Source organism: Candidatus Thermokryptus mobilis (assembly GCF_900070205.1).
GTDB classification, from domain to species: domain Bacteria; phylum Bacteroidota; class Ignavibacteria; order Kryptoniales; family Kryptoniaceae; genus Kryptonium; species Kryptonium mobile.
The window spans coordinates 188,010-209,454 of record NZ_FAOO01000001.1; the positions used below are offsets into that span (position 1 = coordinate 188,010).

At 38.1% G+C, this 21,445-nt stretch carries 22 protein-coding genes, 1 tRNA gene and 1 other RNA gene; 8 read left to right on the forward strand and 16 right to left on the reverse strand.

The genetic code is table 11. The features are described 5' to 3' along the window. The coding region (locus FKZ43_RS00800) for a hypothetical protein (RefSeq protein WP_219916495.1) at positions 1-987 on the forward strand (987 nt) is incomplete at its 5' end. 8 nt (positions 988-995) lie between these two features. Continuing rightward, entirely contained in the window at positions 996-1,571 is a 576-nt protein-coding gene (locus tag FKZ43_RS00805; RefSeq protein ID WP_140943969.1) for a hypothetical protein, read from the forward strand. 29 nt (positions 1,572-1,600) lie between these two features. Here the strand turns inward: FKZ43_RS00805 and FKZ43_RS00810 are convergent, their stop codons facing one another. Then, positions 1,601-2,200: a DJ-1/PfpI family protein gene (locus FKZ43_RS00810; RefSeq protein WP_140943970.1), complete on the reverse strand. Its 600-nt coding sequence runs from the start codon at positions 2,198-2,200 to the stop codon at positions 1,601-1,603. Positions 2,201-2,476: 276 nt separating this feature from the next. On the opposite strand from FKZ43_RS00810, the gene FKZ43_RS00815 reads away from it, so the two are divergent. Together FKZ43_RS00815 and ffs are read left to right on the forward strand one after the other, a co-directional pair. After that, positions 2,477-2,563, forward strand: a tRNA-Leu gene (locus FKZ43_RS00815). Between the two features lie 20 nt (positions 2,564-2,583). Beyond that, positions 2,584-2,684: signal recognition particle sRNA small type (gene ffs, locus FKZ43_RS00820), an RNA gene on the forward strand. Here ffs and FKZ43_RS00825 read toward each other — a convergent pair. Continuing rightward, complete coding sequence (locus tag FKZ43_RS00825; RefSeq protein ID WP_140943971.1) at positions 2,683-4,827, reverse strand: glycoside hydrolase family 57 protein; 2,145 nt, start codon at positions 4,825-4,827, stop codon at positions 2,683-2,685. The genes ffs and FKZ43_RS00825 overlap by 2 nt on opposite strands. A gap of 160 nt (positions 4,828-4,987) precedes the next feature. Here FKZ43_RS00825 and FKZ43_RS00830 point away from each other — a divergent pair, with 160 nt between their 5' ends. Genes FKZ43_RS00830 through FKZ43_RS00840 form a run of 3 tightly spaced genes read left to right on the forward strand, consistent with a single transcriptional unit; the run spans position 4,988 to position 7,900 of the window. Next, the gene (locus FKZ43_RS00830) at positions 4,988-6,172 is read left to right on the forward strand and encodes a metallophosphoesterase (protein WP_140943972.1); all 1,185 of its coding nucleotides are present in this window, start codon (positions 4,988-4,990) and stop codon (positions 6,170-6,172) included. Between the two features lies 1 nt (position 6,173). Further along, positions 6,174-7,142, forward strand: coding sequence for a fibronectin type III domain-containing protein (locus tag FKZ43_RS00835; protein WP_140943973.1), 969 nt, complete (start codon positions 6,174-6,176; stop codon positions 7,140-7,142). Continuing rightward, positions 7,139-7,900: an ABC transporter ATP-binding protein gene (locus FKZ43_RS00840; RefSeq protein WP_140943974.1), complete on the forward strand. Its 762-nt coding sequence runs from the start codon at positions 7,139-7,141 to the stop codon at positions 7,898-7,900. Before FKZ43_RS00835 ends, FKZ43_RS00840 begins: the two co-directional genes overlap by 4 nt. Positions 7,901-7,902: 2 nt before the next feature. Here the strand turns inward: FKZ43_RS00840 and FKZ43_RS00845 are convergent, their stop codons facing one another. The 8 genes from FKZ43_RS00845 to FKZ43_RS00880 form a co-directional block, all read right to left on the reverse strand. Further along, positions 7,903-9,363: a DUF2851 family protein gene (locus tag FKZ43_RS00845; RefSeq protein ID WP_140943975.1), complete on the reverse strand. Its 1,461-nt coding sequence runs from the start codon at positions 9,361-9,363 to the stop codon at positions 7,903-7,905. After that, complete coding sequence (locus FKZ43_RS00850) at positions 9,329-9,619, reverse strand: hypothetical protein (RefSeq protein ID WP_219916496.1); 291 nt, start codon at positions 9,617-9,619, stop codon at positions 9,329-9,331. The genes FKZ43_RS00845 and FKZ43_RS00850 overlap by 35 nt, the downstream gene beginning before the upstream one ends. A gap of 37 nt (positions 9,620-9,656) precedes the next feature. Next, a complete protein-coding gene (gene speE, locus FKZ43_RS00855; RefSeq protein ID WP_446661266.1) occupies positions 9,657-10,535 on the reverse strand; it encodes a polyamine aminopropyltransferase in 879 nt (292 codons plus the stop codon). Beyond that, the gene (speD, locus tag FKZ43_RS00860; protein ID WP_181180194.1) at positions 10,519-10,926 is read right to left on the reverse strand and encodes an adenosylmethionine decarboxylase; all 408 of its coding nucleotides are present in this window, start codon (positions 10,924-10,926) and stop codon (positions 10,519-10,521) included. The genes speE and speD overlap by 17 nt, the downstream gene beginning before the upstream one ends. An 83-nt stretch (positions 10,927-11,009) precedes the next feature. Continuing rightward, the gene (locus tag FKZ43_RS00865) at positions 11,010-12,395 is read right to left on the reverse strand and encodes a M20/M25/M40 family metallo-hydrolase (RefSeq protein WP_140943978.1); all 1,386 of its coding nucleotides are present in this window, start codon (positions 12,393-12,395) and stop codon (positions 11,010-11,012) included. A 21-nt stretch (positions 12,396-12,416) separates the two neighbouring features. Continuing rightward, complete coding sequence (xerD, locus tag FKZ43_RS00870) at positions 12,417-13,343, reverse strand: site-specific tyrosine recombinase XerD (RefSeq protein ID WP_140943979.1); 927 nt, start codon at positions 13,341-13,343, stop codon at positions 12,417-12,419. 5 nt (positions 13,344-13,348) lie between these two features. Further along, positions 13,349-15,631: an HD family phosphohydrolase gene (locus FKZ43_RS00875; protein ID WP_140943980.1), complete on the reverse strand. Its 2,283-nt coding sequence runs from the start codon at positions 15,629-15,631 to the stop codon at positions 13,349-13,351. After that, the gene (locus FKZ43_RS00880) at positions 15,628-16,500 is read right to left on the reverse strand and encodes a Cof-type HAD-IIB family hydrolase (RefSeq protein WP_140943981.1); all 873 of its coding nucleotides are present in this window, start codon (positions 16,498-16,500) and stop codon (positions 15,628-15,630) included. Before FKZ43_RS00880 ends, FKZ43_RS00875 begins: the two co-directional genes overlap by 4 nt. Positions 16,501-16,623: 123 nt before the next feature. Here FKZ43_RS00880 and FKZ43_RS00885 point away from each other — a divergent pair, with 123 nt between their 5' ends. Beyond that, complete coding sequence (locus FKZ43_RS00885) at positions 16,624-17,811, forward strand: cation:proton antiporter domain-containing protein (protein ID WP_140943982.1); 1,188 nt, start codon at positions 16,624-16,626, stop codon at positions 17,809-17,811. Here FKZ43_RS00885 and yihA read toward each other — a convergent pair. From yihA to rpsM, 6 genes are all read right to left on the reverse strand, one after another. Further along, on the reverse strand, positions 17,808-18,455 hold the full coding sequence (yihA, locus tag FKZ43_RS00890) for a ribosome biogenesis GTP-binding protein YihA/YsxC (RefSeq protein ID WP_140943983.1): 648 nt from the start codon (positions 18,453-18,455) through the stop codon (positions 17,808-17,810). The genes FKZ43_RS00885 and yihA overlap by 4 nt on opposite strands. Before the next feature lie 65 nt (positions 18,456-18,520). After that, positions 18,521-18,955, reverse strand: coding sequence for a 50S ribosomal protein L17 (gene rplQ, locus FKZ43_RS00895; RefSeq protein ID WP_140943984.1), 435 nt, complete (start codon positions 18,953-18,955; stop codon positions 18,521-18,523). A gap of 24 nt (positions 18,956-18,979) precedes the next feature. After that, positions 18,980-19,978 (reverse strand): DNA-directed RNA polymerase subunit alpha, encoded by a 999-nt coding sequence (locus FKZ43_RS00900; protein ID WP_140943985.1) that lies wholly within the window; start codon positions 19,976-19,978, stop codon positions 18,980-18,982. Positions 19,979-20,001: 23 nt separating this feature from the next. Beyond that, entirely contained in the window at positions 20,002-20,631 is a 630-nt protein-coding gene (gene rpsD, locus FKZ43_RS00905; RefSeq protein WP_140943986.1) for a 30S ribosomal protein S4, read from the reverse strand. 21 nt (positions 20,632-20,652) lie between these two features. After that, positions 20,653-21,036 carry a 30S ribosomal protein S11 gene (gene rpsK, locus FKZ43_RS00910; protein ID WP_140943987.1) on the reverse strand — a complete coding sequence of 128 codons (384 nt, stop codon included), beginning with the start codon at positions 21,034-21,036 and terminating at the stop codon, positions 20,653-20,655. Between the two features lie 22 nt (positions 21,037-21,058). Beyond that, the gene (gene rpsM / locus FKZ43_RS00915; RefSeq protein WP_140943988.1) at positions 21,059-21,442 is read right to left on the reverse strand and encodes a 30S ribosomal protein S13; all 384 of its coding nucleotides are present in this window, start codon (positions 21,440-21,442) and stop codon (positions 21,059-21,061) included. Positions 21,443-21,445: the final 3 nt, after the last annotated feature.

The window sequence follows — 21,445 nt, forward strand, 5'->3', positions numbered from 1 at the left end:
AAAATAACCATGTGTAACGCAAGAAAAACTCAAACGCCAAGGGAAAGCTATGCAAACCCGGAAACGCTTAAAATTGGCGTGATTTTTATTCTGCTGTTGTTCATACCACTTGCTAATCTGAAATCTCAGGGTTGTTGTATTGTAGGAACACCAAAAACTGGTGGAACTTTTGACTATGGGATTCTTCTAAGAAATTCTTTTTTGATAAACGCTGGATATGAATTTTATAGGGGGACAAAACTTTACAATGGGAAGGAACGGGTAGTATCAAGCTTGATGCCCATTAAAGATAAAAAGGTGCACAACTTTTATATTGATTTAAGCTACGCCCCGTTGAATCGTTTAACCTTAAGTATAACCGCAATTTATACGCAAAAAATCCGCAAATTGACCGATGTAGTGCAAAAAAGCTATGGCGTTGGAGATGCAGTGATTTTAGGGAAATTTTCAATCATAGCACCTAATATAACCAATCAAAGGGAACTTACAGTTGGTTTGGGATGGAAAGTTCCAATTGGGAATTCATCCTTCCGTTTAGATGGGGTTAAGCTATCAATTGACATGCAACCAACAATCGGATCAATTGATAAAATCATTTGGTTTTACTTCTATCAAGCGTTCCTACCAAAACCGTTTAATTTCTTCGTCTCAGGGATATTTAAGCTAAACGGGAGAAATTTAGATGGATATAAATTGGGAAACGAATTCTTTTTGAACACCGGTTTCTACATAAAATTAAACAACTACTTATTTCTTACCGCCAGAGGGCGGTTAAAATACTATGCCTCTGATACTTATGCTGAATTACCAGTTCCAAACACAGGTGGGCAGTGGTTTTTTGTGTCACCAGAAGTTATTTATTTAAATGATAATGTGAGTTTACGTTTCTATCTTGATTATCCAGTTTACTTGAATGTGAAGGGCACACAACTTGTTCCTGATTATATCGTCGGGCTATCAGTTGGATATAATTTAAAAATTAAATAACTGATAAAATGATTTTAACCATAACATCAATTGACGGCGTTGAATTGAACATATCCCATAGGTTTTATCGTTTATTGAACGAGTCAAAGGAAAAAAGAGAAATGATATGTAAGGTTTGTGGGAGAGAGGCGTCAAATTCAGTTCGCAGGATAACGATGGATAATCTTGTGAAAGATGAGTATAAAAATTTTATAACCGAAGACAAATACTATTTCTGCGCAACTTTTATGTGTCCGGTTGTTTACTTTAAAAACGATCCAGATATTTACTTTACAAAAAATTCTTTAAAGGTTAGAGTTGGGATAAAAGAAGCAACACCGCCTATAACGGTTTGCTATTGTTTAAATGTTGATGAGCAAACGATCCTTTATGAGATTGTTGTAAAAGGGTGCTGTGATTCAATTGAAAAAATAAAGGAATACACAAAAGCAAGAACGGGTCGTGAGTGCCATATAAAAAATCCCTCTGGAAAATGTTGTGGTGAATTTGTGAAAAGAGTCCTTGAAAAGGGTTTATCATTTAACATTGAAGAAAGCTTGAAAAGGATCGCGATTGAAAATGCAAATCAAATACCTGACGAATAAGGGGCAAGCAAATGCTTGCCCCAAAAGAATCAAACGGTGACTTTTTCCTCGTGAATTATCTTCGTCCCAAGCAGTTCAAGAAACTTCGCAAGCCAATCGGGATGAGCTGGCCAAGCTGGCGCGGTTACAATGTTCCCGTCAACTATTGCTTTATCCCATGGTAATTCAACATATTCACCGCCGGCGACTTTGACCTCTGGTCCAACGGCTGGATAAGCATTAATTTTCCTCCCCTTCACAACTCCAGCTGCTGTTAACACTTGTGCTCCGTGACAGATCGCTGCGATCGGCTTATTATTGTCAGCAAAATGACGCACAATTTCAAGCACCTTTTCATTCATTCTGATATATTCGGGTGCTCTACCGCCTGGGATCACAAGCGCATCGTATTCAGCTGGATTGATGTTGTCAAATGTCGCGTTAAGCGTGAAATTATGCCCGGGCTTTTCACTATAAGTTTGATCACCTTCAAAATCGTGAACAGCGGTCCTTACCTTTTCCCCGGCTTTTTTACCCGGACAAACGGCATGAACGGTATGTCCAACCATTTGAAGTGCCTGAAATGGCACCATCACTTCATAATCTTCCACAAAATCACCAACAAGCATCAAAATTTTTTTCCCCGCCATGATACCCTCCAAATTTTTGTTTTTAACTTTGCAAGTTTAATTTAAATAAATAATCTGACTTTGTCAAGAAGGAAACTTCAAAAGCATTCAAGCATTTTTAAAATTTCACCGCGCGAGAAATCATTTACCACTAATTTTTTCTTTATTATCTTCTCCACTGTGAAAAATTTTCCCCTAATATGTTGTCATCTTTAAACCCGATTCTCTATGGCAACTTGCGCTTTAGGAAAACTTGTTTTTCATCCTGTCATTTTTTAAATTTTTTAATGAAACATTGCCCGGGTGGCGGAATTGGTAGACGCACAGGACTTAAAATCCTGTGTCCCCCAAAGGGACGTACCGGTTCGAGTCCGGTCCCGGGCACTTTCAAGGTCCGATGTTTGGGTCAGGTCCTGCGCAACGGGATGTTGCCAAACCCCGCCAGGCCCGGAAGGGAGCAACGGTAGGCAAATTATTCCGTGTGACGCAGGGTCGCCTGCCCATCATCGGACCTTCTTTTTAAAAGAAACAACTATTGATTCATCCCTTGGCCATCTCTCCAATGCTTTGTGGTCCTCATAAACATGGATGTGAAACTTCACCCTTGGTAAATCTCCAAAAGCGCAAAGCGTCTCACGGCTTATCTCAAGCTCAAAAACCTCACCAAAAGCATATTTCAAATCAAAAACCTCCTGCTTATTTCTCCGGCTAATTTTTCTAACTGAAAATCCCTCGTGATTAAATTCAATTCTTATCTCGCATGGTTCAACAAAATGAACCTCTATGCGATTTCTATCTGTCAATCCCCTTGAAGTATCAACGCGAATGAAAAATTTATCCTCATTATAGCCGAAATAAATCCTCTTAACAATACTTGTGACTTGATGCATTGCCGTTCCTGTTCGGGCAACATCATAATAGCCAGCCCCTTCCCACTCAAAATTTTTCTTCCTCATTCCATCAATACTCGGATAAATAAATCTTCTCGGTTCAACGATAAAGAACTTAACAAGCTTTCTCTTTATCGGATGATAAAGTTCAACAGGCGCTTCATAACCGAGAATTTCATAGACATTTATCAAATGTTTTCTAAAAAGGAAATCAAACTCATCTGCTTGTGCGCTCACATGCTCATCGCCAAACCACCAACACCAATCGCTCCCCTCAGCGATATAAATCTCCTCCCAAGCCCTTTTTATCGTCTCTTCACTATGCCTTCCGCTTGAAATCTCCCTCACAAGCAAATCCCTCACACGCTTCAAAAGGTCCCACGCTTTATTGTCCTCATCATGACCAATCCAAATGTTAAAATTAGCATTTATCCAAGAGCCAGGGAAAATCTTCTTCAAAGCGATGGCATCACAACTTTCAAAGAAATCACTTAATCTTACAGTTTCAAGCCTTTCATCATTTGAAATCAACCAATATAAAGTTCTTAAAAAATCCTTCCCATCGCTTTGGTAATACTCCCAGCAATTCTCACCATCAAGAATGATGGCAACAATTGAGTTCTTTAATGCTTCTTCACCCTCCCTTTGAATTATTTCATCACGTATCCTTAAAATTCTATTGACAAGATCATTCGCTGCGTCATCCGGAGACCAACTTGAATAAACAAATCCGATCAAGTCGGATAAAATTCTATCCCTAAATACGATTTTGACTTCTCCAAATGGCGTAACAAATTTATATGGTTTGTAAATTCTAATTCTCTCATTTACGCCATTTTCAACGAGAGATAAAGATTTTAGCAATACTTCCTCATCGGAAGCTGTCCATCTCAAGCCATTTTCAGCCATCAATTGAATCGCTTCTTCACTTATACTCCCTTCACTTGGCCACATGCCGACGGGCTTTCGCCCAAAAATTTCTTCATATAATTTTATCGCCTTCTTAATTTGTGCGTCCGCATCTTCCGGGTGGGAAAATTTTACCTTCGGCAACTTAATCTCGGGAGATGAAACTTTAGCAATTGAAACATCGCATAAAAGTGGTAAAATCGGATGATAAAATGGACTTACACTCACCTCTATCTGCCCGCGATTTTGTGCTTCAATATGTTTTGGGATTATCCTCCCCAAAATCTCATAATGACCGTTGATCAAAATATGTTTGTCATCCTCTGTAAATCCACCGCCTTTTTCAAAAAGTTTCTTAAACGGCTCGTCATACTTGCTGTATTCCCCAACCCAAATAAGGTTATACCAAACTTGAAGATCAAGCCAATCCTGGGAACTAAACCTTGTGACAACCTCATTGAAAACTTCAACACTAAAAGAGAAACCACCACGCTTATTAAAAAGCTCAAGATACCTCGGAAATGGCTTTATCATCCTGTCAAAATTAGCCAGAAAAAAATTCTTCAAAATCTCAAGCTTATCGTCCTCTGTTAGTTCATCAACCCTTTTTTTCGTCAATTTTAAAATTTTATCCTCAGCTCTGTTTTCAACATAATCCAAAATTTGAACTATAAGCGAGGGCGCAAGGTTGAATGTCTGCTTTATCCTTGGATAATCATCAAGTATCCGCACCATATCCCAATAATCCTTCACCCCGTGAAATCTAACCCAAGGCAATAAATACTCCCCATCTTGCTTATAATACGGCTGATGCTGATGCCAAAGGAAGGCAACTTTTATCGGCTCCATCAATAGATCCTAAAATTTGTTTTTTCAGTATAGTTTATGTCACAAATTTAAATTTACCCAAATCAATGCTCAAATTAAAGTTTGCTTTTATCAGTGCAAATTCTTTAAATTTTTTAAAACGAAAACAAAACCACTTGGAAATTTGCCCTGGGTTCTTAGGATGACACTTTTGCTACTTGGACTTCTTCTTTTAATTTACATCTACTTGTCGTCTAAAATTTCCTTCGCTTTAAGACAATTGGGGTTCAATCACTTGAAATTTCTCCCGCTTTTCATCTTGATTTATTTCCTCTCTTATCCATTAATTGGACTTTTCGGCTTCTTGCTTGGTTCACAGGCGATAATCTCAACATTTCGTTTTGGGAATAAAATTTTTGATGTGACTTTCACTTATCCATTCTGGGTTGGTCTCGTCTTTGCGCTTCAAACATTCTTCCCATTTCTCTTAATTGACATAGCAAGGTTAATTTTAAAATCAACAACGCTCGCTTTAAATCAGGCAAGGTTAAATATCATTTTCCCCTTGCTGATAATTTTAATAGCCGTCGTAAACCTAATATACGCTGGGGTAAAAACATACATTGACACGAACAAGATAAACATCAGCAGGGCAACTTTAAAAGTTGACAATCTTCCGGGAAGTTTGAACGGTTTTAAAATCGTTCACATAAGCGATATTCAAGCCGATGAAAGAACCGGAAGGGAAAAGATTGGGAGATACATAAACATTGTAAACTCGCTTGAACCTGACATTGTAATTTTCACTGGTGATATAGTCACTTATGGAACCAAACACATTCCATTAGCGGTTGAAATGATTTCAAAGGTGAATTCAAAATTCGGCTTATATTCTTGCATTGGTGACCACGATTACTGGGCTGGCGTTGAAAACATAAATACCGAAATGGCGAAATACGGCTTAAAACTCTTTGATAATGAAAATGTGAAATTAAAAATTGACGGCGCAACGCTTGGCTTAACCCTCGTAACTAACATATATAGCAAACGACCGCAGACGGATATACTTGAAAATCTCGCATCAAGTAATGATGCTGATATAAAAATTTTTGTTACCCACCAACCATCTGAGTTCCTTGTTAATTTTGCAAAAGAAAGAAATTACAAACTTTTCCTTTCGGGTCACACTCACGGTGGTCAAGTTGTCATTTCGCTTTTCGGATTTGAGATAATACCTTCAAGAATTGAAACAAAATTTGTCTCGGGGTTCTATGATCTCGGCTCAATTTTGGTAAGTGTAAATCGCGGGCTTGGTTTTACAGCTGCGCCAATACGGTTCAATGCACCCGCGGAGGTGACGCTAATAAAACTCGTCCCAGGAAGTTAAAATGAAGCGCCTTTTAATCGTTCTTTTCACTTTGCTAATTCTCGGATGCTCAAGGGAATTAAATGAAATGACAGGTCCTGACACAACTCCACCCTCACCACCCCAAGGACTTTCTGTTTATTTCGCCGGCGATGGTATGGTTATTCTCGTCTGGCAAAATAACACAGAACCAGATGTTGATTTCTACAAAATTTATCGCTCAAATGACAGCATAAACTTTCTCAATATAGGTCAATCTTATGAAAACATATTTTCCGACAAAGGACTTTATTATGATACGGTTTATTACTATTACATAACCGCTGTTGATAACTCTGGAAACGAGAGCCAACCGAGTTCAACTGTAAGCGCAAAACCTGTGAATAAGTATCCACCCACTCAACCTTTCGGTTTAAGCGTTGATGCACACAATGACCCTGATGGCATTTACTTTAACCTGAAATGGTATAAAAATCCAGATGGAGACATAAATCTTTACAAGATCTACAGATCAACAACGCAAAATTTCACTCCCAGCGATTTAAATTTAGTTGGATGGACAAAGGACAATTACTTTCGCGATACTGTTAATTTAAGCGTAAATCAGAGATATTACTACAAAATCGTAGCAGTTGACAAAGGAGGACTTGAAAGCAAACCAAGCTACGAAGACGATGACATAATTTTGAAATGCCCGAGTTTGCTAAATCCACAAGACAATGGCACAACGGATTACAACCCGGTTTTCAAGTGGGAAAAAGTTGAAAACGCTTCTGGATACATAATTTTTGTCTCAACCTCAAAATTTGGAAATGAGATATGGAAAAAAGTGATAAAAGGTGAAGATTCCGATACATTTAGCGTCACTTATCTTGGTCCGTCACTCTATGATGGCAGGATTTATTTTTGGAAGGTTGCAACTTTTACAAAAAGTGAAAACCTGATAAATTCAATAAGTGAAACAAGGAGCTTCAGGGTTAGCATAAGATGATTGAGGCAATAAACATAGTCAAATACTATAACGATAAACTTGTGCTTAAGGGTGTAAGTTTCAGCGTCGGTGAGGGTGAAATATGTGGTTATATTGGACCGAACGGGGCTGGAAAAACAACAACGATAAAGATTTTAACTGGGATTATAAAACCAAACTCCGGCTTGGCTTATATTAACGGGATAAATGTGGTTGAAAAACCAGATGATGTAAAAAAAATAATTGGTTATATCCCGGAACATGCACCTATGTTTGAAACATTGACGCCGATGGAGTTTTTAAGTTTTGTCGGGAAAATCTACGGAATGAGCGAGGGGGAGATTGAAAGAAATGTCTTTGAACTTATGGAAATTTTTGAAATTTACGATTTCAAAGATGAACCGATGTTAAGTTTTTCAAAGGGCATGAAACAGAAGGTCATTTTAATTTCAGCCATTATGCACGACCCGAAGGTTTTATTCCTTGATGAACCGCTTAATGGTCTTGACACGAACGCAATTCAAATTTTTAAGGAGATGATCAAAAAAATGGCGAAAAATGGAAAAACGATTTTTTACTCCTCACATCTACTTGATGTGATAGAAAGGATATGCGACAAGCTTATAATAATAAACAAAGGTAAAATAATAGCAAGTGGAACCGTTGAAGATATCTTGCGAGAAGCCAATGTCTCGCAGTTAAATGAAGCGTTCATCAAATTGACGGGGATTGAAACCCCAAGCGAAAAGATAGATAAATTTTTAAATCGTTCAAAATGACCTCACGAAAATAACTTAATCCCGATAGCACATGCGTTACAGAGCGAATTTGAACAATAAAATTTATAAAGTTGAATCCCGCCCTGATGCATCACCGCTGAAGGTGAAATTCTAACCTTCCCAAGCAAAAGCTCTTCCTCAATTTTTGAAGTTATCCAATTTGGTGAAAGACCTGGGAAATTCTTATAAATCTCTATAACTCCATTCTCTAACACCCTGTTATTAAAAATTCTTGCAAAGGTCAGCATCATCGGCAAAACTCCGTTCACAACAATTTCGCTTGCTTTTGAGGTACCAATAGCGAAACCAGTTTTAACCCGACTGCTACCACCAAAATTATAATGGTTCTCCCAATAGCCCTCTGACCTCACACGAAATAGTTCAACAAGATGTTTTGCCTTTTCAATCGGCTTCAATTTTGAGGTTATGATATCGCTCATCTTCGCAAAAAAATCCTCGTGAATTATTCTCCACACAATTTTAGAAGCACCGCTGAGTTTAAAAATCGGCGAATTGGCAGGTCTGGTAGAGGAAAATTTCCATTCCGAATAGTGCAAAAGTTCCCTGCGATAATTTTTCTTTACCTCAAGCCATTCTCTCTCCAGCTCATTAAGAAAAATTTTCGTCTCCGCATCGCTTCTTTTCCCCTTGTAATGCTTAATGAAACCAGCTACACCGAAAAGTATAGATTGAATTTTCAAAATTTGTCTTTCATATGTATGAGCGAAGGAATTATCGGCGATGAACCTCAAGGTTAAATTTCGTGCAAGCTTTTGAAATGGCTCTTTGTTCTTTGAATACCCAAGGGCTTCCATAACTTTTTCATAAAGAAGTTGATCCCAAACAAATTTATGTGAAAGCTGGAAAAGAGAATAACCTTTATATGTTGAGAAATAATCTGATGGGGACTCTGCTATCATAAAAAAGTTCTCATCAATTATCTCAGCCAATCTCTCGCTTAAGTTCCTCGCCTTGAAAAACAACCTTGTCAGACCAAGCTTCTTAATCCATTTCAATTTTTCGTCCATCGGGACATTTTTATTAAAAGCATAGCATTTTATCCTTTCATCTCTTTTGATCGCTTTGCTAAACTCATTTATATTGGATATTTCAGCCGTGAGGACGCCTCTGCCAGAAACCGTATAAACAAAGCCATTGTCTGTATCGTCATTGGCAACGACATGGAGTATGACAGTGTTATATCTTTCATCAATGTGATGTTTGTGATTTTTCCAATCAGATGCCTTAAGGTGTATTTCAACATCGCCTCTAAGAATTTTCCCATTTATCTTTATTCTTGCATCTGTGAAGTCAGCCCCATCGCTTGTGTTCATCTCGCCAGAATTTAAAACTTCAATTTTATCCGAATTTTTCGTCCGAAGTTCAAGCTTGTCCCAAAACGAAAGCCAAATTGAATAAAGATATGTTTCATCTATTGCGCGAGGCATTTGAACTTTTTTCATCTATGTATCTCTTGACCTTGTCAAAAAACTCAACCCAGCGCTTTGGATTCTCGCTGTAAACCCTTGAAAGCGAATCAAACTGTTGATAGCTCATTTTTTTAGATTTGAGAAGCGAATCAACCTTTGCTTTCAACAGAAGCGAATCGCTACTAAATTTTTCAGATAAGAGCAAGACCTCGCCATAAACCTCAACAAATTTATCATCGCTTTTTCCCTTGCCCGAACGACAAGAAAAAAATAAAGCTAAAAAGATCAAGCAACAAACCCACTTGAAACCCATTTTAACAAGAAATTTACTTGAGTAAATCTTTAAAGAAGTTCGGTAAAGCGAAAGATGCCCAGTGTATCTGCTCGTTGTAGTACTTAAGTTGAAATCCGGCAACTCTGTTGGGGTTGAAATCCTCCACTGGGTCAAATTTCTTAGAACCAAGAACAAAACTTATAAGACCGCTTGCATATGTTGGGACATTTGCGAGATAAAAACGAACTATTGGAAAGTATTTATTGAAAACGGAATGAATTTTTTTTATCAAGTCGGGGAAAACGAACGGTGATTCCGCTTGCGCGACAACTATACCAAAGTCATTCAAAGCTGAGAAGACATCTTTATAGAAGTTTTCTTCAAAAAGACCAACCGCCGGACCTATTGGGTCTGGCGAATCTATCAAAATGACATCGTAAACGCCATTTTTTGACTTGATGAATTCAACCCCATCTTGAAATATCACCTCAACTCGCTCATCATCAAGATAGGACGATACTTGGGGAAAAAATCTTCTCGCTGCGTTTACAACTTCTTCATCTATTTCAACAAGTTCAATCCTTTCAACTGATTTATGCTTTAAAACTTCTCTTACAACACCGCCATCTCCTCCACCTATAACCAAAACTCTAACTGGATTTGGGTGAGTAAACAACGGCACATGAGCTATCATTTCGTGATAAATAAACTCATCCTTTTCCGTCAGCATTATAAATCCATCAAGCACCAAAACCTTTCCATAATCATAAGATTCAAAAATCTCTATTCTTTGAAAAGGCGTTTCCTTCTCAAAAATTTTGCGCGATATCTTCAACGATAAAGCGGTATTCTCCGGACCGTATTCCGTAAACCAAATTCCTTCGCTGTTACTATTCGGGATGTCAGTATTTACTTCACCTTTCTCCTGCAAGAACCCCTGCCATTATTTTCTTTGTGCTTGTGCTAATGATATTCTCTGACAGACCTCTTTTTACCTCCATGATGTAGGAGGCTTTCGCTTTAAATTTTTCCTTCAGATACTCATAGCTAACATATGGATCAACATCATCCCCACAGGTGAAAACATCAATTGCAGCGTAACCATATTCTGGCCATGTGTGAATTGTCAGATGTGACTCAGCGATCACAACGACACCGCTGACCCCGTGGGGATTGAAAGTGTGAAAAAATGTTTTAACGATCGTCGCCCCTGCAAGCTCAGCCGATTTCGTCAGGATTTTCTCAACAAAAGAAACATCGTTAAGGAGTTTCCTATCACAGTTAAAGAGTTCAATTAAAAGATGCCTTCCTAACGCTTTCAATTTCACCTCCTCCTGTTTTTTAGAGTTTAACTCTAAAATGCAATAATTAATAATAAATTTTTTGTTAAGTTTCAAGTTTTAATTCATTTTATCTGCGATATCTCGTAGAAATACCTGACGAATGTTTTCATACCTCCGGATGCTTGACGCCAATCATAGTTTTCATTCGGTTCATGATAACCGTGCTCTGGCAAACTTAAACCGATGAAGACAATTGGAACTTTCAAATGTTTTTTCATTGTGACAACCGCTCCTATTGAGCCTCCCTCCCTTATAAAAGCTGGCTTCAAGCCGAAACCATATTGAATAGCCCTAACGGCTGCTTCTGCATACGGACCTGTGAATTCACCATAATATGGCTCAAGCGCATTCTCCCTTATAACTTGAACATCAGGGTTCAGTTTCTTAACATAATCCTTCAAAAGTTTAAACACTTTATCCGGTTTCTGATCTGGGACAAGTCGCATGCTTATTTTAACCTCTGCTCGTGGGGGGATAATCGTTTTTATCCCAGGTCCAGTATATCCGCCGACGATACCGTGAACTTCAAATGTCGGCTCAGCCCATATCCTACGCAATATCTCAGCTTTATTCTTAGTCCTTACGCTCTTAAACCCATAAACTTGAATCCAACGCTTGACATCAAATCCTGAAGCGAGGAAGTTTTTCAACTCCTCTTTGGAAAGCTTTCTCACATCCTTATAAAATCCGGGAATTTTAACTTTTCCGGTCTTTGCATCATACAGCTGTGATACAAGTTGACAAAGTTCGCCGATCGGATTTCTGGCTACACCGCCAGTTGTCCCTGAGTGAACATCTTTAGTCCCGGTATCAAGCACAAGACGAGCGCCTTGAAGTCCCCTCAAACCATAAGGTATTGACGGTTTTTCAGGGGAAATCCACAAAGTATCGGAAACAAGAATAGAATCAACCTTTAAATCCGACTTGTTATTTTTGATGAAGTATTCAAAATTCGGGCTTCCATTTTCTTCCTCAAACTCCCATATGAATTTGATGTTTATCGGAATGCCATTTTCAACAGCAAAACGAGCTGCAAAAAGCGCCGTTAAAGCCGGACCCTTATCATCGGTTGTCCCTCGCCCATAGTATTTCCCATTCTCCTTAGTGAACTTAAACGGCTCTCTAACCCATTCAGGTCCACCAGCTGGCTGAACATCAAGGTGATTATAAATTGCAACAGTGGGATTTTTTGAGTCAGTTATATAAGAACCTAAAACGACTGGATTCCCTGGTGTTTCGCACTTCTTTGCATCAAAACCAAACTTCTTTAAAAACTCAACCGCAAGATCAGCTCCTTTCTCAATCTCACCCTTATAAGATGGGTCCATGCTAACTGTCGGAATTTCCACTATTTGCCCGAGCATATCTTCAAATTCATTCCTGACATCCTCAACATAACTTGATAGTTTCTCGGATATGTTCTCCCAGTTTGGAAGTCCATTTGCCATTTTTGTTCCCTTTTTTGGTTTTTAATTTGACCTTGGGTGATAAAGAAAATAAACCTCTTTTAAGTTCTCAATGTTTTTCGCACGGATATAAATTTGAGTCGTTGATATATCAACATGACCAAGCATTTCTTGAACGGCTCTTAGGTCAGCTCCATTTTCAAGAAGATGTGTTGCGAAAGAATGACGCAATGTGTGCGGATGAATTTCTTTTTTAATCCCAGCCATTAGAGCATATTTCTTAACGATTTTCCAAACCGCCATCCTTGTAAATCTCTTTCCTAATCTACTCAAAAATAAAATATCTCCACTTGTAATTTTAACAAATTTCGGTCTAACTTTCAACTGATACTCCCTGATCCATTTGATCGCGGTCTCCCCAATCGGTATCAACCTTTGCTTTGAACCTTTCCCAAAAACCCTAACGACTTCCTTATCTATAAACAAATCCGACTGCTTAAAATTTATTAATTCCGAAACCCTAACCCCAGTTGCATACATAAATTCAAGCATAGCCCTGTCCCTTACGCCTATCTCCGTACTAACATCTGGTTGTTCAAGAAGCGAGAAAATCTCTTCTATCGTTAAAACCTCGGGCAATTTTCTCCTAATCATAGGTCCTTCAATGTCATCAACGGGATAATTTTTTGTGTATGCCACATTCCATAAGAACTTGTGAAATGTCCTTATTGATGATATGTTCCTTGACACACTTGATTGGCTTAATCCAATGCTTTGCAGTTCAGTGATATATCGCTTCACGATTTCCTCGCTCACCCAATCGGGATGTTCTATCCCGTTTTCCTCAAGAAATTTTATATATCTCACCAGATCAATTGAGTAGGAAGATACGGTGTTCTTTGAATAACCTCTTTCAACTTCAATTGATGTCAAAAAATAAGTCAAACTTTTTCGCCAAATCTCGCCTTTTATCTTTTCCCGCTCAAACATAATCACTATTTAACCTTTCTGCTTTTTCTTTGTCTTGTCTTTTCATTTTCAGAAACCTTATCCTTCGTCCTCTCTTTCTCCTGTCCGGGATACTTTATCCTTGGATGGTATAAATTCACAAGAATTTGAACGAAAGCCTTCTTTATCTCTTCAATATCTTTCAAAGTTAAATTTGACTCATCAAGCTGACCATCCTCAATTCGGTTTTCAAAAATTGCATCAACGATCTTCTCTATATTTTCTGGCGTTTTCTCATCAAGCGAGCGGGTTGCTGCTTCAACCGAATCAGCAAGCATAACGATAGCGGTTTCTTTTGAATCTGGCTTTGGTCCCTTATATCTAAAGTCCGACTCCTTGATTTCAACATTTTTGAGTTCCCTTCTCTTCAACGCCTTGCCATAAAAATAGGCAACGAGCGTCGTCCCGTGATGCATAGGGATAAACTTTATTATCTCTGATGGAAGCTTATATTTTTTAGCAAGCTCTTGCCCGTCTTCAACATGGGATATTATTATTTGAACGCTTTGCTCCGGGGTTATAGAAGTGTGAAGTTTTTCTGATTCCATTTGATTTTCAACGAAGAACTCGGGATTCAAAATTTTTCCAATGTCATGATAATAAGCCCCAACCCTTGCAAGAATGGGATTTGCACCTATTGCTTTAGCTGCAGCTTCTGCAAGAGTTGCAACCGCAATGCTGTGATGAAATGTCCCAGGAGCTCTTGCTGAAAGCTCACGCAGAAGAGGATGATTGAAATCGGAAAGCTCAAGAAGGGTGATTTCAGTCATTATTCCAAATATCCTCTCAAAAAAAATCAATAAACCATAAGTTATGATTGGCGAAAGCAATGCATTTGCCCCAGCAAAACCAAACTTCGCAAGAATATTGCTAAAGCTTTCATATTTTTGGAGCGAGAAGCTAGCGATCACAAAAACATAAGCGATAAGTATAAATATGAAACTTCTAAAAATTTGCATCCTATTCCCAATGTTCCTGACGGAATAAATCGCAATTGTTCCGGCTATAAGAGAAGCACTTGTCACATCATAATTGTAACCGACAGCGGAGCCAACTATAAGTGAAATCGCAACCGTCCCCCAAAAGGCAACCCTTGAATCAAAAATTATCGTCAATAACATTGAAGATGAAGGAACAAGCACAAAATAATTTACCTCATTCCCGACCTTTATCTTCGTGATCAAAAACGCAACCAAAATTTGAAATAAGAAAAGCGCATCTATCAATAAAAGAAGTTTATTGTCAAAATAAATTTTTTTCCGATACATATAAATGTAAAGCCAAAAAATCGCAAGAACACTTCCTGTAAAAACAAATCGTCCAAGGTCTTTAAGAATTTTACCAGCGCCGATACCACGCTCCTTTTGCGCCTTTTTCAATGACTCAAGTTTTAAATATGCCTCTGGCGTAACAATTTCATGTCTTGAAATTATCTTCTCGTTTTCCCTAACGATTCCAACCGTCTTTAAAATTTTTCCCTTTTCCCGCTCCAATAGTTCCTCTGTCTCCCCTTGATTGAAAATTAAATTGGGCTTTACAAAGGAAAAAAGAATTTTTGACATCAAATCAAAAGCACCTGTGTCAACCAAAGCAATTTCCCCAAAATTTCTCTTTGATAATTCCTTCGCCACTTCAAGGCATTCGCCTAAATCGTAAAACTTTCCCTGCCTATAAATCTCCTCAAACCTTCCCTTTCTCAAGACAATCTCGTTCCTTCTCAAAGATGTCCTCGGTATTGAAATAACCCCAGCAGAGGAATAAATCAAGGATAGATATGTCTCCCCCGTTATTTTAAACTTACCGACATCAAAATATCCAACTCTATTCAAGTACTCAATCCTTTCAATTTCATCAGCCGAAATTTTATTCAATAGTTTCACCCTTAATCTTTCAATTTCCACCGAATCGCGAGCGCTCACATGTTTAAATTTCTTTATGTCAAGATACGATTTTAAATCAGTTATGAACGCCTCAAATTCCTTTTTCTGCTTTTCAACCACCGTTGTATCAACATCAAAAATGAAATAAACCTGCGAATATACCTTGTTTATCTCCTCCTGATACTGTTCCTCGCTCTTGTAAATAGGGAAAGAGAAAGGGGCAACGACATCATCATAAAGCCAAACGCTTCCAATCTCATACTTATAATCAATTCCATAAGGGGATGGGAACATTATAACAACGGTGAAAGGGATCAAAAGGAAAATAAGAAACTTTAAAGTTAAATCACTTAAAAAAATCCCTTTTATTTTGCCGAAAAATTCCCTCATGGGTTTGTTCTTTTCTTTGAATCAAGCAAAATTTCAAGAAACTCACCAACACCATCTTCATCATTTGTCCTTGAAGTCACATAGTCAGCGTTAAACCTTACCTCTGCCACCGCATTTCTCATTGCAACAGAAACTCCGACGCTTTTCAAAAATTCAATATCATTGTAAAAATCACCAATGCCTGCGATTTCTCTGCGCTTCAATTTGAAAAACTTTCGGACATATTTCAATCCCGTCGCCTTTGAAATTCCCCTGCGCTTCACCTCAAGATATGTAAGATGATCATATTTAAGGGATGGATAAATTGTAGTTGATATATTTGAAAAGAAAGGCGGTTCAAGCTTATGCGCAACTTTATAAAGGATATAATTCCTATCTGAACTTAAAACAACTCGGAGGACCTTATCAGTATAATCATAGTAAGAGTCAACTTCCATTGTCTCTGCTTCAAGGTTTCCGATATAGGATGGGAAAATTGTGTTCTCAGGCGTGTAAATGACTTTATCCTCAGAATAAAAAAGTATATTGACGAAAAATCTCTCTGCAAGTTCAAGCGCCTTTAAAACCTTTTTCTCGGGAAGATAAAATGCTTTTATCGTCCCCCCTTCAGGAAACTTAACTAAAGCCCCATTTAACGAAACTATCGGGTCATCAACACCAAGCATTTTAGCATACTTTACAGACGCGGAATGAACGCGTCCTGTTATAAGCGTAAATTTAACCCCGTGTTCCTTCAATTCTTTAACCAGTTGAATTGTTCCCTCACCAACTCTATTATCTGAAGAAAGTAAAGTTCCGTCAATGTCACAGGCAACGAGCTTGATATCCTTTAATCTTTTTTTAAGCTCATCAAGTTCAACCTTCGCCACAGCTTATGACTAATTTTTTTCAAAAATTTAGCAAAAAAAGACGAATAAAAAAAGATATGAAAACCCACGATTTGAGGATTTCCTGAAATTTTTGTTAATTATAAATAAAAATCTTGAAAACTTATGGAAAACTTATCTCTGATAACGTTAAGCATTCTTCTCCTAACCGCCTATATTCTGGATTTAACATTATCAAGGATACAAATACCACCTGTTATCATACTGCTTTTAATAGGATGGTTTATATCACAGATTTTCTTTTTGCTTAATATCACCGACATCCCAAACTTTCAAAATCTCCTCCCAATTATGGGAACGCTTGGGCTTATACTTATAGTTCTTGAGGGTTCATTTGAACTTAAAATTGAAAGAGATAAAATCAAATATATCATACGTTCCATGACCTCAGCGCTTCTATCGGTCATAATCATTATCTTTTCTTTGTCCTTAATTTTCCACATAATTTTTCAAACTGAATTTAAAAAAGCCCTAATAAATACTGTCCCGCTTTCTGTCATAAGCAGTTCAATCGCTATACCGAGCGCATCAAATCTTACAACACATCTTCGCGAGTTTGTCATCTATGAGTCAAGTTTATCCGACATCTTGGGAATAATTTCTTTTAATTTCATATCACAAGCCGTGGAAAGTTTTGACTTGAGTACAATCTTTTCAATGCTCTTTCAACTCTTACTGATGGTCTTAATTTCAATTTCATCAACCGCTTTTTTGATATCCCTGCTTGGCAAGTTAAACCACCCCGTTAAATTTATCCCGCTGATTTTGATGATCATTTTGATATATTCAATTGCGAAAATCCTTCATCTGCCAGCGCTTATATTTATTCTAATTTTTGGGCTTTCGCTCGCCAACTTCAACAAGATTCATCGTTCCCTGAACTTGAAATTTGTAAAACTTGAGGAAGTGGAAGAAGAGATCGGGAAATTTCAAAATCTTGTCATTGAATTAACCTTCCTCGTGAGGTCATTCTTCTTTCTATTGTTTGGATACACCCTGGAAACAAAAGAAATACTCAAACCCGAGGTTCTCCTCTTAAGCGTCGTGATAACAGCGCTTATAATCGGGACGAGATATTTGACCTTAAAAATAGTTGGAGAACAAATCATTCCATTGATTTACATTGCCCCACGTGGTCTGATAAACATTTTGCTCTTTATCTCAATCTCACCAAACTTAGGGATACCTAAAATAAATCAAGCGCTTATAACACAAGTCATCATTCTAACAAACCTTTATATGGTGTTCGGCTTGATCAAATCATCAAGAGAGAAGGGAACGCAAAGTTTTTAAGATACTTTTTGAGGTTGACGACCTTGGGTCTTTGAGATGTTTTTTCCCCTTTGAACCGAACCGATATATTGCTCTATTATTGATAGCAATTCATTTTTTCCAACACCGGTAATGGCTGAAAAAGTTACAAATTGCTGACAATACCTAAGCTTTCCAAACGCATTTTTTATCATTTCCACCTGTCTTGCGATTTTACTTCTTGCGATTTTGTCAATTTTCGTTATCACGATAACATATGGGATCTTGAAATAATCAAGCCAACCAGCCATCATTTTGTCAAGTTCGGTGGGCTCGTGTCTTGCATCTACAATGTGAAGGACGAGTTTGAGTTGTTCCCTTCCGCCCAAGTAATTTTCAATCAATTTGCTCCATCCAGCTTTAACATGTTCTGGCACTTTTGCATAACCATAACCGGGTAAATCAACGATATAAAACGACTCGTTTATGAGGAAGAAATTTATCGTTTGTGTTTTCCCCGGGGTTGAACTAACGAAAGCGAGGTTCTTTTTATTGCAAATTTTATTTATCAAGGACGATTTTCCAACATTTGACCTTCCAACTAGAGCCACTTCGGGGAGACCATCCGTTGGGAGTTGTCTTATATCGGAAAGGGAGGCTATAAACCTTGCTGATGTTATTTTCATATTCTTTAGGGGATATGTTTTTTAAACGACAAGCGGGGCGTTTTAACCCCGCTTAAAACCTATCATTATTGAGTTGTTGCTTGTTCTGTCGGTTGAGTTTCAACTTTCTTTTCTTTCTTAGGCTTGACCATTCCCGTTCCGATGTTGTAATCAACCAATTCAAGGACGGCAAGTTCAGCTGAGTCCCCACGTCTAAAACCAAGGCGGACAACCCTCGTATAACCCCCTGGTCTATCCATAACCCTCGGTGCTATCTCATCAAATAATTCTTTCAACGCTTTTCTATTTTTGATAAATCTCGCCACAAGACGTCTTGCATGGATATCCCCTCGCTTCGCTTTTGTTATAAGTTTTTCAGCAAATCTTCGCGCTTCCTTTGCTTTTGCAACAGTTGTCACAATCCTCTTATGGAGAAAAAGAGAAGTTGCAAGCGCTGATAAAGTCGCCTTCCTGTGACTATGTGTCCTTTTTAGCTTTCTTCCCTTCTTTAAGTGTCTCATTGAAAGTCATCCAGAATTATTTTTTTAATCCTGATACTTGTCAACATCAAAACCGAAATAAAGTCCGTAACTTTCAATCGCGCTCTTTATCTCATTTAAAGCGGTCCTTCCAAAATTTCTGAAGCTTAAAAGTTGATTTTCGTTGTATCTGACAACATCACCAATGGTGTTAATCCCATTTTGTTTCAGAGCGTTGAATGTGCGAACTGTAAGCCCAATGTCCTCTATAGGTGTTTTCAAAATTTTCTTTATCCTTTCCTTCTCGGGTAAACCTTCGTCTTTTATTATATCTGCTGGTTGTGCTTTCGGATGAAGTTCTACCACGATTTCAAAATGTTCCTTCAAAATTTTAGCTGCTAGAACTAACGCATCGTCAGGAGTTATTGAACCGTCCGTTTCAACCTCAATTGTAAGTTTTTCATAATCTCCCCTTTGTTTCAAGCGAACATTTTCAATAAAATATCTGACATTTTTAATCGGCGTAAAAATAGCATCAAGAAGAATTATACCTGGTTCTGGCTTAACGGGTGGCGCTGGCCCAAGCATCTCAATTTCTTCGGAAGGAACATATCCTTTACCATAACCAATCCATAGGTCCATCTCAAACTCAACATTACCAGTTATTTCAGCAATATGATGATCTGGATTCAAAATTTCTATACCTGAATTTTGTTTCTGTAAATCCCCTGCTTTAAATTCACAAGGACCCTTGACGAGAACATTTATTTTTTTAAGTGATTTCTCAAGCAGTTTAAATCTCACGCCTTTTAAATTCAAGACGATATCAGCTACATCCTCAACAACACCTGGAATTGTTGAGAATTCATGCAATACACCTCCTATCTTGACAGCAACGAAAGCATAACCTGGGATAGAGGAGAGCAAAACCCTTCTTAAAGCATTTCCTATCGTAACGCCATATCCTCTTTCAAGTGGTTGTAAAATAAATCTTCCAAAAGTATTTGAATAACTCGCCTCGTCCATCACCACATTTTCTGGAAAAGTTAACAAAATGTTTGGCATTTCTGTCCTTTATAACTTAATTTTTATTTGGAATAAAGTTCAACGATCAATTGTTCGTTCACATTTACAGGTATTTCAGAACGTTCAGGTGTATACATAAAAACACCGCTTAAATTCGCCTTATTAAGCTGAAGCCAAGGGACAAGCGATGTCTCTGTAACTCTCCGGAGAGAATTATGGATAATTTCCAGTTCTTTGCTTTTATCTCTGACTCTTATCTCGTCACCCGGCTCAACAAGATAAGATGGTATATCAACGACTTTACCGTTCACAAGGATATGTCTGTGTTTCACAAGTTGCCTTGCAGCTTTTCTTGAAGGGGCAAATCCAAGCCGATAAACAACATTGTCAAGTCGCCTTTCAAGTATCTTTATTAGATTTTCACCCGTTTTGCCTTTTTGTTTAGTCGCCATTTCAAAATATCTTCTAAATTGTCTCTCAAAAACACCGTAAATTCTACGAAGCTTTTGCTTTTCCCTGAGCTGAATTCCATACTCAGACAACCTCGCTCTTCTGTAAGGACCATGCTGTCCGGGTGGATAATTTTTCTTTTCAAGCGGACATTTCTCCGTATAACATTTCTCACCCTTCAAGTAAAGTTTCATTCTCTCTCTTCTGCATAGCTTGCAAACTGGACCTGTGTATCTTCCCATGATTTTTCAATTTTTAATTTTTTAAACTCTTCTTCTCTTCGGTGGTCTGCAACCATTATGTGGAATTGGAGTGACATCACGGATCGTCAAAATTTCAAGCCCAGCTGTTTGAAGAGCGCGAATTGCCGCTTCTCTTCCCGAGCCTGGACCTTTGACAAGAACATCAACTTTCCTTACACCAAGATTATACGCCTCTTTCGCAGCCGCTTCAGCAGCAAGCTGAGCAGCAAAAGGTGTCCCCTTCTTCGTCCCCTTGTAACCAATCCTTCCACCAGATGACCAAGCTAAAACATTACCATATCTATCGGTTATCGTCACAATTGTATTGTTAAAGGTCGCCTTAATATGCGCTATTCCGTGAGCATCAACTTGAATTTTCTTCTTTTGCTTTTTCGTCTTAGCCAATTTAAACCTCCGAAATTATTTTTTACTTTTTAGCTGTTGCCTTCTTCTTCCCTGGCACTGTCTTCCTCTTACCTTTTCTCGTCCTCGCATTAGTCCTTGTTCTCTGACCCCTGACAGGCAAGCCGCGACGATGTCTTAAACCGCGATAACAACCTATATCCATAAGACGCTTTATGTTCATCTGAATTTCAGCCCTTAAAGCCCCTTCAACTTTATACTCAGTGTTTATAATATCCCTGATCTTACTTATCTCCTCATCTGTAAGCTCGCCTATTTTCTTCATCGGGTCAACACCCGCTTTCTCAAGAATTTTAAGTGCTGAACTCCTACCTATGCCATAAATGTAAGTTAAAGCGATAAAAGCCCTTTTATTTCTCGGCAATTCAACACCCGCTATTCTTGCCATAGT